This is a genomic window from Delftia sp. DT-2, assembly GCF_028401915.1.
Taxonomy (GTDB): domain Bacteria; phylum Pseudomonadota; class Gammaproteobacteria; order Burkholderiales; family Burkholderiaceae_C; genus Comamonas; species Comamonas tsuruhatensis.
Genome location: NZ_JAQOTI010000012.1, coordinates 102,823 through 115,807, shown reverse-complemented (window position 1 = coordinate 115,807; position 12,985 = coordinate 102,823). Strand labels below are relative to the sequence as shown.

Here is a 12,985-nt window from a genome sequence, read left to right as displayed (position 1 = left end):
TGGCCCTGCTTTTTTATTGCCTTCAACTGCGTCGGCATCAGTTGCTTTCCGGCTCAGGATGGCCTCGCACGACAAAGCGCCGCGAAAACCCCAGTGGGCGCGTGACGGCGCGCGGATCGCCAAGAAATGGCAGCCGGAATCCAGGTTCCTGCAGGATTTCGACACTCCAGTCCGTATTTCCCATGAATCGAAATCGCACCAGCGATCGTTCGTCCGATGGCAGCAACGAGAAGCTGCCCGTGGAATACATGCTGCCTATCACGGCCTTGTCGAGTGCCTGCAAATTCTCGTCGAGCAGCGTGATCCGCAGCATCTCCTCCATGGGCGTGTCATCGGTGGTGAACAGAAGGTAGAGGTCGTTCCATTGAAAGGCTGCCTCGAGAATGGTGCCGTCCACCAGAATGGGCGTTGCATTCCCGTTGAGCACCAGGCGGCTTTGCGGTACCTGCCCTGCAGGATGGGATGCGGCGGGCTGCAGTGACAACTGCCGGTCGGAGAGGATGCGCATCTGTTGTCCTGAAGTTTCACCAGAGGAATTCGACGCCTATGGCAGCCAGTGCCCCGCCGACAAATGCGCCGACCACCACGCAGGCAGGTGCCCCGGGCCCGCAGGCCAGCCCGGCCAGGGCACCACCTGCCATGCCTCCACCGATCCCGGCACCTGTGACGGCCAATTCCTTGCCGGCGGCCTCCACCTTGTTGTCTGCGTTGGCGATGGTGTAGACCGATACCGCAATGGAGAAGACCAGGAGGCCGCGTCCTGCCCGGGAGAGCGTGCGCATTCTCTGGGTGATGGCGGCATTGGACTTGCCGGCGGATTTGACGATTTCGCCATACACGGCGTTTTGCTGGGCCGCCGTGAGGCGATCGAACCGCACGTTGGGGCCGTGCAATTGCTGGGCCTTGCGGGCAATCAGCTCATTGAGCGTCTTGCCCTCGCTCTTGATGCGTTGCGCCATGGCTCTGCCCACGGGGGTGCTGCGGCCTCGGATGATCTCCATGATGACATTGCGCGCCTCCTGGGCCTGTTGCGCAGCCTGTCCCCAGGTGATGCGACCGCTCGTGGCCTGCAACTGAAGCTCGTTGGCCATGGCCTGAATCTGTCGGGCATAGGCCAGGCGTGCAGATGAGTCCAGCGAGAGATGCACCCCGGCATTGGCAACCTCTGCTTTCAGTGCCTGTATGGCGGCATCGAATGCTGCACGGTCCTTTTGCTCGTCATTGGCCATATGCATTTATCCCTTTGTCAATGGATCGGCGCCCGAACGCCCGAAATCCGGGATTTCATGTCGTTGAGCCGCATTCCTGGGTCGTTCGGATTTTTTTGAATGCAGAAAGCATTCGGAAAATCGGCATCATAAAGAGATCGGGAAATTCATCAACCGAGATGCCGGTGACACATGGCATCGATTGTTTGTTGCTGAATGTGTATTCAGGTCAAAACCGGCGCCTGAATGCCATGCCTCCAGACATGAAAAAGGGGATGGCCTGCAAAGGCCATCCCCGAAGTGCGTGAAGAAGTCCGCCCTGCAAGCAGGCGGCCATCGCCGGCTCAGACGCCGGCGGCGTGTGCCTGCTGGTCCGCGTGGTAGCTCGAGCGCACCATGGCGCCCACAGCTGCATGCGTGAAGCCCATCTTGTACGCCTCTTCCTCGAACATCTTGAAGGTGTCGGGGTGCACGTAGCGACGCACCGGCAGGTGGCTGTTGCTGGGTGCCAGGTATTGGCCGATGGTCAGCATGTCGATGTCATGCGCACGCATGTCGCGCATGACCTGCAGGATTTCCTCATCGGTCTCGCCCAGGCCCACCATGATGCCGCTCTTGGTCGGAACCTTGGGGTGCAAGGCCTTGAACTTCTTGAGCAGGTTCAGCGAGAACTGGTAGTCCGAGCCGGGACGCGCTTCCTTGTACAGGCGCGGTGCGGTCTCCAGGTTGTGGTTCATCACATCGGGAGGCGCGGCCTTGAGGATTTCCAGCGCACGGTCGTCGCGGCCACGGAAGTCGGGCACCAGGATCTCGATCTGGGTCAGCGGCGAGAGCTCGCGGATGTTCTTGATGCACTCGACGAAGTGGCCCGAGCCGCCATCGCGCAGGTCGTCGCGATCCACGCTGGTGATGACCACGTATTTCAGGCGCAGCTCGGCAATCGTCTTGGCGAGGTTGAGCGGTTCGTTGGTGTCCAGCGGGTCGGGGCGGCCGTGGCCCACATCGCAGAACGGGCATCGGCGCGTGCACTTGTCTCCCATGATCATGAAGGTGGCCGTGCCCTTGCCAAAGCACTCGCCGATGTTGGGGCAGGAGGCTTCCTCGCAGACCGTGTGCAGCTTGTTGGCGCGCAGGATGTCCTTGATCTCGTAGAAGCGCGTGGTGGGGCTGCCTGCCTTGACGCGGATCCACTCGGGCTTCTTGAGTGCTTCGCCATGCTCGACCTTGATCGGGATGCGCGAAAGCTTCGCTGCCGCCTTCTGCTTGGCCAGCGGGTTGTACTCGGCTTGTGACTGCGCTTCGCGCACGACGGTGTTGGTGGTCATGGTTCTGGATTCAGGGGGCTAGGCGGCGCTGCAACTGTCGTCCCAGCACGCGCGCGGCTTCGTCCCAGGTTGTCTGAACGCCGATTGTAGAAAGGTCCACCGTTTGCAGCCCTGCGTAGCCGCAAGGGTTGATCCGGCCGTAGGGTTCCAGGTCCATGGCGGCGTTCAATGCAACGCCGTGATAGGTGCAATGCCGGCTGACCTTGATGCCCAGGGCTGCAATCTTGCCCAGCCCCGAAAAATCGGGTTGGGGCGCGGGCGAGCCGGGTGCGCGCAGTTGCGGGCGCTGGGGCAGCATGGCATGGCTGCGAGGGTCGTCGAGGCGCACGTAGATGCCGGGGGCGCCTTCCACGCGGTGGCCGGTGATGCCGAAATGCTCCAGCGTGCGGATGACCGCATCCTCGATGCGGAACACGTATTCCTTGACGAAGTAGCCCAGGCGCTGCAGATCCAGCAAGGGATAGGCGACCACCTGGCCCGGGCCGTGGTAGGTGACCTGTCCGCCGCGGTTGGTGGCCACCACGGGAATGTCGCCAGGGCTCAGCAAGTGGTCACTTTTGCCGGCGAGGCCTTGTGTGAAATGTGCGGAGTGCTCGCATATCCACAGCTCGTCGCGCGTGCCGGCATCGCGTTGGCTGGTGAAGGCCTGCATGGCCTGCACCGTGGCCTCGTAGTCCGTGCGGCCCAGCAGGCGCAGGTCCAATGACTGCGACTGCTGCGCGTCAAGGGTGCTCACAGCACCACTTTCACCAGCGGATGCGAGGTGAAGGCGCGGTACAGATCGTCGAGTTGTTCGCGGCTGGTCGCCGTCACCGTGACGGTGACGCCCAGGTATTTGCCGCTGCTGCTGGGGCGCAATTCAATGGTGCTGGCGTCAAAGGCAGGGTCGAAGCGTTGGGCGATCTGGGTGATCTCGTGCACCAGATGCTCGGCCTTGACGCCCATGACCTTGATGGGGAACTGCGACGGGTACTCGATCAGCGAATCCTTGCGCGGGTCCGCGCCCGGCTCGGTGGCTGGGGTGGGGGTAGGGGTGGAGGCGTCGGTCATAGGTGAATCAAGGTTAATCGCTTGGCGTTGGAGGCGATTGTGCGCTATCGTTCGCGGCCATGTCGCAGCCCGGGGCTGCCGCGTCGTCCGCCACCAGAACTCCACACACAACAAACAAGTGGCCTGCGGCGCGAGGCTGGCGCTGTTGGCCGGCTGCCACACAGCCCGGTCGCCGCCTCCGTTTTGGGCATGCCCGTAACAACCCCTATCGTTCGGCAGGGGTTTTTACTTATAATCAGAGGCTTTGTGAAAAAGTCTTGTCTGGTCTGCGGCCTTAGAGAATTCAATGAAAAACTACGCCGCCGACACAGACGCTGACAGGGAACTTGAGGGCGAGGATTCCGACTTCAAGCCCCTGACCTCCGAGGAGGCTCAGGAGTGGCGCACGCGAAACCCGCAGATGTCTGTGTGGCGTTTCGTGGTGGTCCAGGCGGTGGTGGGCGTGCTGGTGGCACTGGTCGCATGGCTGGTGACGGGGCGCGCCGAAGTCGGATGGTCGGCTGCCTACGGTGCCTTGTCGGTGGTGTTGCCGGCAGCGCTGTTTGCGCGTGCCGTCGTACGAAAGAGGCCGGGCGGCGCTGCAGCCGCCATGGTGGGAATTTTTGGCTGGGAACTGGTGAAGCTGGTGCTGTGCATTGCCATGCTGGCGGCTGCACCCAAGCTGGTCCCGGGGCTGAGTTGGCTGGCGCTGCTGGCGGGCTTGGTAGTCGTCATGAAAACGTATTGGGTCGCGCTGATAGTGCGATCCAGTGTCCGAAAAACCGATTGATATTTGAAGAGAAGTTGACCGATGGCCGCAGACGCGCACGCACCTACTGCAAGTGAATACATCGTTCACCACCTGCAGCACCTCCAGAACATCAAGCAAAAGTCGATCATCGACTTTTCGGTCATCAACCTGGACTCGATCGTCGTCAGCGCCACGCTGGGCGTGCTGAGCCTGTTCGTGCTGTGGCTTGCCGCGCGCAAGGCCACATCGGGCGTTCCGGGGCGCTTCCAGGCGGCTGTAGAGCTGCTGGTCGAGATGGTGGACAACCAGGCCAAGGCCAACATCCACAACGCGCAAAGCCGCAAATTCATCGCTCCCCTGGCACTGACCGTGTTCGTGTGGATCTTCATGATGAACGCCATGGACATGCTGCCGGTGGACCTGCTGCCGGTGCTGTGGCAGGGCTTCCAGGGTGACTCGCACGCCTACCTGCGCGTCGTTCCCACGGCTGACCTCTCGACCACGCTGGGCCTGTCCTCGGCCGTGCTGATCCTGTGCTTCTTCTACAGCATCAAGATCAAGGGCATGGGCGGCTGGGCCCACGAACTGGTGACTGCCCCGTTCGGCACCAGCAAGAATCCCGTGTTTGCACTGATCCTGGGTGTCGTGAACCTGGCCATGCAAATCATTGAATATGTCGCCAAGACGGTTTCGCATGGCATGCGACTGTTCGGCAACATGTACGCTGGTGAGTTGGTGTTCTGTCTGATCGCTCTGATGGGCGGTGCGGCTGCCATGTCGCTTTCCGGTGTGTTGCTCCCCTTGGGGCACATCATTGCAGGCTCTATCTGGGCGATCTTCCACATTCTGATCATCACCCTGCAGGCCTTCATTTTCATGATGCTGACGCTGATCTATCTCGGCCAGGCGCATGAAGCCCACTGACCATTTCCTTTCCCTCTCAACCTTTCTCTTTCTTTAATCTCAGGAGTCATCATGGAAAACATTCTCGGTCTCGTCGCTCTGGCTTGTGGTCTGATCGTTGGTCTGGGCGCTATCGGCGCTTCGATCGGTATCGCCCTGATGGGTGGCAAGTTCCTGGAATCGTCGGCACGTCAGCCTGAGCTGATCAACGAACTGCAAACCAAGATGTTCATCTTGGCCGGTCTGATCGACGCTGCCTTCCTGATCGGTGTGGCCATCGCTCTGCTGTTCGCTTTCGCCAACCCCTTCGTCCTGGCCTAAGCTCCGATCAACGCCCTAGATAGAAAGGTGTTGCCGTGAGTATCAACGCGACCCTGTTCGTCCAGGCCATCGTTTTCCTGATCCTGGTGCTGTTCACGATGAAGTTCGTGTGGCCCCCGATCGCGAAGGCGCTGGATGAACGAGCTCTGAAAATCGCCGATGGCCTCGCTGCTGCCGACAAGGCCAAGACCGACCTGGCCGCTGCCAACAAGCGCGTCGAGCAGGAACTGGCCCAGACGCGCAACGAAACGGCATCGCGGCTTGCGGACGCCGAACGCCGTGCCCAGGCCATCATCGAAGAAGCCAAGGCCCGTGCCTCCGAAGAAGGCAACAAGATTGTTGCTGCTGCCCGCGCCGAGGCCGAGCAGCAGACAATCCAGGCCCGTGAAGCCCTGCGCGAGCAAGTGGCTGCGCTGGCCGTCAAGGGCGCCGAGCAGATCCTGCGCAAGGAAGTGGATGCCGGCGTCCATGCCGACCTGCTGAACCGCCTGAAGACCGAGCTGTAAGGAAGAGCAAACATGGCAGAACTCGCCACCATTGCCCGTCCTTACGCAGATGCCCTGTTCAAGGCCAGCACCCAGCAGGGTGCTGACCTGTCCGGCACTGTTGCCTGGGCGGAGGAATTGGCGGCGATTGCCGCCAATCCGCAATTGCGCCAGCTGGCCGACGACCCCAAGGTGACCGACGAACAACTGTTCGACGTCATCAGCGGCGTGGCCGGCTCGGCATTGCCCGATGCCGCACGCAACTTTCTGCGCGTCATCATTGAAAACGGCCGACTGCAAGCCCTGCCAGAAGTGGCGGCCCAGTTTCGCAGCCTCGTGAACCGCGCCGGTGGCTCGTCCGACGCCGTGGTTCAAAGCGCATTCCCCATAGATGCTGCCGCACTGGCCGCACTCGGGACTTCGCTGGAGAAGCGTTTCGGCCGAAAGCTGAACCTGTCGGTGCAGCAAGATCAGTCCCTGATCGGTGGCATCCGCGTCGTGGTGGGTGATGAAGTTCTTGACACCTCCGTCAAGGCCCGCCTGGAACAAATGAAAGCGGCCCTCATTGCGTAACAACGCGACTGAGGTCTCGGCTAACCAAAGCTAAAGAAGGAAAGAGTCATGCAACTCAATCCCGCAGAAATTTCTGAACTGATCAAGAGCCGCATCGAGGGTCTGGCTGGCAGCAGCGACATCCGTAACGAAGGCACCGTGGTTTCGGTGACCGACGGTATCGTGCGCGTGCACGGCCTGTCGGACGTGATGCAAGGCGAAATGCTGGAATTCCCCGCAGGCAAGGACGGCCAGCCCTCCTTCGGCCTGGCGCTGAACCTCGAGCGCGACTCCGTCGGCGCCGTGATTCTGGGCGAGTACGAGCACATCTCCGAAGGCGACACCGTCAAGTGCACGGGCCGCATTCTGGAAGTGCCCGTCGGCCCCGAACTCATCGGCCGCGTGGTCAACGCCCTGGGTCAGCCCATCGACGGCAAGGGCCCGATCAACGCCAAGATGACGGACGTGATCGAGAAGGTCGCTCCCGGCGTGATCGCACGCCAGTCCGTGGACCAGCCCCTGCAGACCGGCATCAAGTCCATCGACTCGATGGTGCCCGTCGGCCGTGGCCAGCGCGAACTGATCATCGGCGACCGCCAGACCGGTAAGACCGCCGTGGCCATCGACGCCATCATCAACCAGAAGGGTCAGGGCGTTACCTGCATCTACGTTGCGATCGGCCAGAAGGCTTCCTCGATCAAGAACGTGGTGCGTGCCCTGGAGCAGGCCGGCGCGATGGAATACACCATCGTCGTGGCTGCCACCGCTTCCGAATCCGCTGCCATGCAGTACGTGTCGGCCTACTCGGGCTGCACGATGGGCGAGTACTTCCGCGACCGCGGCGAAGACGCGCTGATCGTCTATGACGACCTGTCCAAGCAGGCCGTGGCCTACCGCCAGGTTTCGCTGCTGCTGCGCCGTCCCCCGGGCCGCGAAGCCTTCCCCGGCGACGTGTTCTATCTCCACAGCCGCCTGCTCGAGCGCGCAGCCCGCGTGAATGCCGACTATGTCGAAGCCTTCACCAAGGGTGAAGTCAAGGGCAAGACGGGTTCGCTGACGGCTCTGCCCATCATCGAAACCCAGGCGGGTGACGTGTCGGCCTTCGTGCCCACCAACGTGATCTCGATCACGGACGGCCAGATCTTCCTGGAAACCAGCCTGTTCAACGCCGGTATCCGCCCCGCCATCAACGCCGGTATCTCGGTGTCGCGCGTCGGTGGTGCTGCACAGACCAAGCTGGTCAAGGGCCAGTCCGGCGGTATCCGTACCGACTTGGCGCAATACCGTGAGCTGGCTGCCTTCGCGCAGTTCGCCTCCGACCTGGACGAAGCCACCCGCAAGCAGCTCGACCGCGGTGCCCGCGTGACCGAACTGCTCAAGCAGGCCCAGTACAGCCCCCTGTCCACCGCCCTGATGGGCGCTTCGCTGTTCGCAGTGAACAAGGGCTACATGGACGACATCCAGGTCAAGCAAGTGCTGGCTTTCGAGTCTGGTCTGCACCAGTTCCTGAAGACCAGCCACGGCGCCCTGATCGACAAGCTGAACGCTTCCAAGGCCATGGACAAGGATTCCGAAGCCGAATTGAACGCCGCCATCGTTGCGTTCAAGAAGTCGTTCGCTTAAACCGGACGAGGAGCCATCATGGCAGCAGGTAAGGAAATTCGCGGCAAGATCAAATCGGTGGAAAACACCAAGAAGATCACCAAAGCCATGGAAATGGTGGCCGCATCCAAGATGCGCAAGGCGCAGGAACGGATGCTGGCTGCACGCCCGTACAGCGAAAAGATCCGCAACATTGCAGTCCATCTTGGCCAAGCCAACCCCGAGTACGTGCACCCGTTCATGCAAGTGAACGGTGATGCCAAGACTGCCGGCGTCATCGTTGTGACGACGGACAAGGGGTTGTGCGGCGGCATGAACACCAACGTGTTGCGTGCTGTCACGGCCAAGCTGCGGGAGCTGCAGGATCAAGGCGTGTCGGCAGAAGCGGTGGCCATTGGCAACAAGGGTCTGGGCTTTCTGAACCGTGTCGGCGCCAAGGTGGTTTCGCACGCGACGGGTCTGGGCGATACGCCCCATCTGGAAAAGCTGATCGGCCCTGTGAAGGTGCTGCTTGATGCGTACGCAGCGGGCAAGCTGAGCGCGGTGTACCTGAGCTACACCAAGTTCATCAACACCATGAAGCAGGAATCGGTGGTGGAGCAGTTGCTGCCCCTGTCGTCCGAGAGCATGCAGGCCGAGAAGACGTCTGGCCATAGCTGGGACTACATCTACGAACCCGATGCGCAGTCCGTGATCGACGAGCTGCTCGTGCGTTACGCAGAGTCCCTGGTCTACCAAGCGGTTGCAGAAAACATGGCGTCCGAGCAATCGGCGCGCATGGTGGCCATGAAGGCCGCGACCGACAACGCCGGCAACGTCATCAGCGAGTTGAAGCTCGTCTACAACAAGACGCGTCAGGCAGCCATCACGACCGAACTGTCGGAAATCGTGGCTGGCGCCGCTGCGGTGTAAACGGCTTTAACAGACAAACTAATTGGAGCAAAAAATGGCTCAAGTGCAAGGCAAGATTGTTCAATGTATTGGCGCTGTGGTGGACGTCGAGTTCCCCCGCAACGCAATGCCCAAGGTGTTCGATGCCCTGAAGCTCGACGGCTCGGCCCTGACGCTGGAAGTGCAGCAACTGCTGGGTGACGGCGTTGTGCGTACCATCGCCCTGGGCTCGTCCGACGGTCTGCGTCGTGGCCTGATGGTGTCCAACACCGGCAACCCCATCACCGTGCCCGTGGGCAAGGCGACGCTGGGTCGCATCATGGACGTGCTGGGCAACCCCATCGACGAACGCGGTCCCGTGGATCAGGCCCTGACGGCCCCCATCCACCGCAAGGCACCGGCTTATGACGAGCTGTCGCCTTCGCAGGAACTGCTGGAAACCGGCATCAAGGTGATCGACCTGATCTCTCCCTTCGCCAAGGGCGGCAAGGTGGGTCTGTTCGGTGGCGCCGGCGTGGGCAAGACCGTGAACATGATGGAACTCATCAACAACATCGCCAAGGGCCACGGTGGTCTGTCGGTGTTTGCCGGTGTGGGTGAACGTACCCGTGAAGGCAATGACTTCTATCACGAAATGTCGGACGCCGGCGTGGTCAACCAGGAGTCGCTGAACGACTCCAAGGTCGCCATGGTCTACGGCCAGATGAACGAACCCCCGGGCAACCGTCTGCGCGTGGCGCTGACCGGCCTGACCATGGCCGAAGCCTTCCGTGACGAAGGCAAGGACGTGCTGTTCTTCGTGGACAACATCTACCGCTACACGCTGGCCGGTACCGAAGTGTCCGCTCTGCTGGGCCGCATGCCTTCCGCCGTGGGCTACCAGCCCACGCTGGCCGAGGAAATGGGCCGCCTGCAAGAGCGCATCACCTCGACCAAGGTCGGTTCGATCACTTCCATCCAGGCCGTTTACGTGCCTGCCGATGACTTGACCGACCCCTCGCCTGCCACGACGTTCGCCCACTTGGACTCCACCGTGGTGCTGTCGCGTGACATCGCTTCGCTGGGTATCTACCCCGCTGTCGACCCGCTGGACTCCACCAGCCGCCAGCTGGACCCCCAGGTCGTGGGTGAAGAGCACTACAAGGTGGCCCGCGAAGTGCAGGGCACGCTGCAGCGCTACAAGGAACTGCGCGACATCATCGCCATTCTGGGCATGGACGAGCTGGCTCCCGAAGACAAGCTGACCGTGGCCCGCGCCCGCAAGATCCAGCGTTTCCTGTCGCAGCCTTTCCACGTGGCCGAAGTGTTCACTGGCGCTCCCGGCAAGTACGTGTCGCTGGCTGAAACCATCCGTGGTTTCAAGATGATCTGCGCTGGCGAGTGCGATCACCTGCCCGAGCAGGCCTTCTACATGGTTGGCACCATCGACGAAGCCTTCGAGAAGGCCAAGAAGCTGGCGGCTTGAGCCTGCGGCACCCCCTGAGCGACTGCGTCGCCTCCCCCTCTTTACCCGCTTTGCGGGGGAGGGGGACGACACCCTCGCCGAGGGGCGGCCCTTGCTCGGTGTCCCCGATCTGGGCCCTGCCGGTTCCAAGTTCCAGTCCTACCTTTTCTGAGGAGCAAAGATGAACACCATCCACGTTGATGTGGTCAGTGCCGAAGAGTCCATCTTCTCCGGTGAAGCGCGCTTTGTCGCCCTGCCCGGTGAATCCGGCGAACTGGGCATTTTTCCCCGCCACACTCCGCTGATCACGCGCATCAAGCCCGGCTCGGTGCGTATCGAGATGGCTGACGGCAGCGAAGAGTTCGTCTTCGTGGCCGGCGGCATCCTGGAAGTGCAGCCCAACTGCGTGACCGTGCTGTCCGACACCGCTATCCGCGGTGCCGACCTGGACGCCGAGAAGGCCGAGAAGGCCAAGCTCGAAGCCGAGGAAGCGCTGAAGAACGCCAAGAGCGAAGTCGATCTGGCGCGTGCCCAGTCCGAGCTGGCCGTCATGGCCGCCCAGATCGCGGCCCTGCGCAAGTTCCGCCAAAAGCGCTGAGCCCTCCCGGGACCAGCCGCAAGAAAGCCGCCCTCGGGCGGCTTTTTTCATGGTGCGCAGGCGTCTCAGTCGCCGCAGCGGGCCTGGTAGACGTAGGTCACGGCGTTGTCCTTGGGGTCGACCGTGCGCGACTTGTGCGTCACGGCCTTGGCTGGCACGGGGCACAGCGCGCGGATCTGCTGCTCGCATCGCTTGGGGTCGTCCTCGCGCAGCTTGCAGCTGAGCACATAGTCGTACTCTTGCGAGTCATCGAGGACGGGGCTTGCGCAGGCGCTCAGGGCCAGCACGGCGGCCAGCAGGCCCAGGCGGGCCAGGGTGTTCTTCATGGTGTGGATGCTCCTTGATGAAATGGCGTGACGCTATCACAGCCTCCGTGCCCGCGATAGCTCGATGAAGGGGGGCGCTCGGTCTGAGGGTCGTTTTGCCTCAGTGCCGCTGTATCACGACGGTATCGGGAAGATTGTCGCCACCTTCGTGCACAGGCTGCAACGGGTCGCGCGGGAAGTTGGTTTCCAGCAGCAGGCTCACGCGCTCGAGCGCCGCCGTCATGCCCATGGCATAGTGGCCGCCCTGGAAAGCGGCCTGCATGTCACTGATCAGCGTCTGCCACTGCTGCGCAGGCAGGGTGCGCGCCAGGGCGCGGTCGGCGACGATCTCGATGGCGTGGTCGGCCAGCAGCAGATAGATCAGGGCGCCGTTGTTGTGCTCGGTATCCCAGACGCGCAGCTTGCCGAACAGCGTGATGGCGCGCTCGCGCGGCGTGGCATCGCGCCAGATGTAGCTGGGCGGCAGGCCGGGCTCGACGCAGATACGGATCTGTCCTGTATGGCGCTGCTCGCTCATGGTGATCAGGCGCTCCAGCTCCGCCAGGGTCTCGGGTGGGAGTGCACGCCGCAGCTGCCCTTCGGCCCAATGGTGGCGCAGCAGCCGGACCAGACGCTGAACAAAGCCTGTGATTGCAGCCGCCATCTCACCAACTCCCCGAGGCGCCGCCGCCCCCAAAACTGCCGCCTCCCCCGGAGCTGAAGCCTCCGCCGCCACTGCTTCGTCCGCCGCCTCCGCCAAAACCACCGCCGTAGCCACCCCCTCCGCCCCATCCACCGCCACCCCTGCCGGAGCGGCCGCTGCCCAGCAAGGTGAACAGCAGAGCGACGATGCCCGCTCCGCCAGCCACCAGCAGACTGGTGGTCACCACATAGGCGGCAATGCCGGCGCCTGTGCCTGCCAGCACCGAGGCCAGGGGCCGGCCCAGCATCGAGCGCAGGATGGGGCCCGCGATGACCACACCGAAAAAGAAGAACAGCATCAGGTCTTCCATGTCGAAGCCACGGTCCGGGCTTTTGGAGGAAGGGGCATTGGGGGAGGGGGCCGGCAGCTGCTCGCCCGCAATGCGTGCCGCCACCTGGTCCAGCGCAGCGGCAATGCCGCCTGCATAGTCGCCCTGGCGAAAGCGCGGGGTCATCTGCTGGTCGATGATGCGAGCGGCCGCCAGGTCGGGGATGGCGCCTTCCAGCGCGCGGGCCACTTCCAGCCGCATGCGCCTGTCGTTCTTGGCAATCACCATCAACAGCCCGTCGCCCACGTCGCGGCGGCCTATCTTCCAGTCGCTGGCCACGCGCCAGGCATAGGCGGCGATGTCCTCGGGCGCCGTGGTGGCCACCATCAGCACAACGACCTGCGAGCCCGACTTCTGTTCAATGCTGCGCAGCCTGTCTTCAATGGCCCGTGCCTCGTCGGGCGACAGCGTGCCCGTCTGGTCGATGAGCCGGGCCGTCAGCGGGGGGACGGGTTGCGGAGCCTGCGCCAGCGCGCTGCCTGGCAGCAACAACGCTGCCAGGAGCAGGGCGCAAAGCATGCGCCAGAGCGGCGCCAGGGA

General features: G+C 62.7%; 17 protein-coding genes. 9 read left to right on the top strand and 8 right to left on the bottom strand.

Annotated features, from left to right (window positions below):
• Positions 1-37 precede the first annotated feature (37 nt).
• The 5 genes from PO605_RS21860 to PO605_RS21840 form a co-directional block, all read right to left on the bottom strand.
• On the bottom strand, positions 38-508 hold the full coding sequence (locus PO605_RS21860; protein WP_047326975.1) for a hypothetical protein: 471 nt from the start codon (positions 506-508) through the stop codon (positions 38-40).
• Positions 509-524: 16 nt separating this feature from the next.
• Positions 525-1,235 carry a hypothetical protein gene (locus tag PO605_RS21855; protein ID WP_034368188.1) on the bottom strand — a complete coding sequence of 237 codons (711 nt, stop codon included), beginning with the start codon at positions 1,233-1,235 and terminating at the stop codon, positions 525-527.
• A gap of 317 nt (positions 1,236-1,552) precedes the next feature.
• Positions 1,553-2,533, bottom strand: a complete 981-nt coding sequence (gene lipA / locus PO605_RS21850; RefSeq protein WP_013800257.1) for a lipoyl synthase — start codon at positions 2,531-2,533, stop codon at positions 1,553-1,555.
• Positions 2,534-2,543: 10 nt separating this feature from the next.
• A complete protein-coding gene (gene lipB, locus PO605_RS21845; RefSeq protein WP_016453561.1) occupies positions 2,544-3,269 on the bottom strand; it encodes a lipoyl(octanoyl) transferase LipB in 726 nt (241 codons plus the stop codon).
• Positions 3,266-3,583: a YbeD family protein gene (locus PO605_RS21840; RefSeq protein ID WP_016448499.1), complete on the bottom strand. Its 318-nt coding sequence runs from the start codon at positions 3,581-3,583 to the stop codon at positions 3,266-3,268. Before PO605_RS21840 ends, lipB begins: the two co-directional genes overlap by 4 nt.
• 286 nt (positions 3,584-3,869) lie before the next feature.
• Between PO605_RS21840 and PO605_RS21835 the strand changes: the two genes are divergently transcribed.
• The 9 genes from PO605_RS21835 to PO605_RS21795 all read left to right on the top strand — a co-directional run bounded on the left by PO605_RS21835 (position 3,870) and on the right by PO605_RS21795 (position 11,109).
• Positions 3,870-4,352, top strand: coding sequence for an ATP synthase subunit I (locus tag PO605_RS21835; protein WP_016448498.1), 483 nt, complete (start codon positions 3,870-3,872; stop codon positions 4,350-4,352).
• A 21-nt stretch (positions 4,353-4,373) separates the two neighbouring features.
• Positions 4,374-5,237 (top strand): F0F1 ATP synthase subunit A, encoded by an 864-nt coding sequence (gene atpB / locus PO605_RS21830; RefSeq protein ID WP_016448497.1) that lies wholly within the window; start codon positions 4,374-4,376, stop codon positions 5,235-5,237.
• A gap of 51 nt (positions 5,238-5,288) precedes the next feature.
• Positions 5,289-5,537 carry a F0F1 ATP synthase subunit C gene (atpE, locus tag PO605_RS21825; protein WP_011803767.1) on the top strand — a complete coding sequence of 83 codons (249 nt, stop codon included), beginning with the start codon at positions 5,289-5,291 and terminating at the stop codon, positions 5,535-5,537.
• Positions 5,538-5,572: 35 nt separating this feature from the next.
• On the top strand, positions 5,573-6,043 hold the full coding sequence (locus tag PO605_RS21820; RefSeq protein WP_016448496.1) for a F0F1 ATP synthase subunit B: 471 nt from the start codon (positions 5,573-5,575) through the stop codon (positions 6,041-6,043).
• Between the two features lie 12 nt (positions 6,044-6,055).
• Positions 6,056-6,595, top strand: a complete 540-nt coding sequence (locus tag PO605_RS21815; RefSeq protein ID WP_012202354.1) for a F0F1 ATP synthase subunit delta — start codon at positions 6,056-6,058, stop codon at positions 6,593-6,595.
• A 48-nt stretch (positions 6,596-6,643) separates the two neighbouring features.
• Complete coding sequence (gene atpA, locus PO605_RS21810) at positions 6,644-8,197, top strand: F0F1 ATP synthase subunit alpha (RefSeq protein ID WP_016448495.1); 1,554 nt, start codon at positions 6,644-6,646, stop codon at positions 8,195-8,197.
• A gap of 18 nt (positions 8,198-8,215) precedes the next feature.
• On the top strand, positions 8,216-9,088 hold the full coding sequence (atpG, locus tag PO605_RS21805) for a F0F1 ATP synthase subunit gamma (protein WP_012202356.1): 873 nt from the start codon (positions 8,216-8,218) through the stop codon (positions 9,086-9,088).
• 34 nt (positions 9,089-9,122) lie between these two features.
• A complete protein-coding gene (gene atpD / locus PO605_RS21800) occupies positions 9,123-10,532 on the top strand; it encodes a F0F1 ATP synthase subunit beta (RefSeq protein WP_012202357.1) in 1,410 nt (469 codons plus the stop codon).
• Between the two features lie 160 nt (positions 10,533-10,692).
• Positions 10,693-11,109 carry a F0F1 ATP synthase subunit epsilon gene (locus PO605_RS21795; RefSeq protein ID WP_012202358.1) on the top strand — a complete coding sequence of 139 codons (417 nt, stop codon included), beginning with the start codon at positions 10,693-10,695 and terminating at the stop codon, positions 11,107-11,109.
• Between the two features lie 65 nt (positions 11,110-11,174).
• On the opposite strand, the gene PO605_RS21790 is transcribed toward PO605_RS21795, so the two are convergent.
• The 3 genes from PO605_RS21790 to PO605_RS21780 all read right to left on the bottom strand — a co-directional run bounded on the left by PO605_RS21790 (position 11,175) and on the right by PO605_RS21780 (position 12,964).
• A complete protein-coding gene (locus PO605_RS21790; protein WP_016448494.1) occupies positions 11,175-11,435 on the bottom strand; it encodes a hypothetical protein in 261 nt (86 codons plus the stop codon).
• A gap of 100 nt (positions 11,436-11,535) precedes the next feature.
• Complete coding sequence (locus PO605_RS21785; protein ID WP_016448493.1) at positions 11,536-12,078, bottom strand: TPM domain-containing protein; 543 nt, start codon at positions 12,076-12,078, stop codon at positions 11,536-11,538.
• Between the two features lies 1 nt (position 12,079).
• The gene (locus tag PO605_RS21780; protein WP_016453560.1) at positions 12,080-12,964 is read right to left on the bottom strand and encodes a TPM domain-containing protein; all 885 of its coding nucleotides are present in this window, start codon (positions 12,962-12,964) and stop codon (positions 12,080-12,082) included.
• Between the last annotated feature and the right edge of the window lie 21 nt (positions 12,965-12,985).

Coding starts and splice junctions, on each gene's coding strand:
- PO605_RS21860 (WP_047326975.1), bottom strand. CDS start 508: ATGCGCATCCTCTCCGACCGGCAGTTGTCACTGCAGCCCGCCGCATCC.
- PO605_RS21855 (WP_034368188.1), bottom strand. CDS start 1,235: ATGCATATGGCCAATGACGAGCAAAAGGACCGTGCAGCATTCGATGCC.
- lipA (WP_013800257.1), bottom strand. CDS start 2,533: ATGACCACCAACACCGTCGTGCGCGAAGCGCAGTCACAAGCCGAGTAC.
- PO605_RS21840 (WP_016448499.1), bottom strand. CDS start 3,583: ATGACCGACGCCTCCACCCCTACCCCCACCCCAGCCACCGAGCCGGGC.
- PO605_RS21835 (WP_016448498.1), top strand. CDS start 3,870: ATGAAAAACTACGCCGCCGACACAGACGCTGACAGGGAACTTGAGGGC.
- atpB (WP_016448497.1), top strand. CDS start 4,374: ATGGCCGCAGACGCGCACGCACCTACTGCAAGTGAATACATCGTTCAC.
- atpE (WP_011803767.1), top strand. CDS start 5,289: ATGGAAAACATTCTCGGTCTCGTCGCTCTGGCTTGTGGTCTGATCGTT.
- PO605_RS21815 (WP_012202354.1), top strand. CDS start 6,056: ATGGCAGAACTCGCCACCATTGCCCGTCCTTACGCAGATGCCCTGTTC.
- atpA (WP_016448495.1), top strand. CDS start 6,644: ATGCAACTCAATCCCGCAGAAATTTCTGAACTGATCAAGAGCCGCATC.
- atpG (WP_012202356.1), top strand. CDS start 8,216: ATGGCAGCAGGTAAGGAAATTCGCGGCAAGATCAAATCGGTGGAAAAC.
- atpD (WP_012202357.1), top strand. CDS start 9,123: ATGGCTCAAGTGCAAGGCAAGATTGTTCAATGTATTGGCGCTGTGGTG.
- PO605_RS21795 (WP_012202358.1), top strand. CDS start 10,693: ATGAACACCATCCACGTTGATGTGGTCAGTGCCGAAGAGTCCATCTTC.
- PO605_RS21790 (WP_016448494.1), bottom strand. CDS start 11,435: ATGAAGAACACCCTGGCCCGCCTGGGCCTGCTGGCCGCCGTGCTGGCC.
- PO605_RS21785 (WP_016448493.1), bottom strand. CDS start 12,078: ATGGCGGCTGCAATCACAGGCTTTGTTCAGCGTCTGGTCCGGCTGCTG.
- PO605_RS21780 (WP_016453560.1), bottom strand. CDS start 12,964: ATGCTTTGCGCCCTGCTCCTGGCAGCGTTGTTGCTGCCAGGCAGCGCG.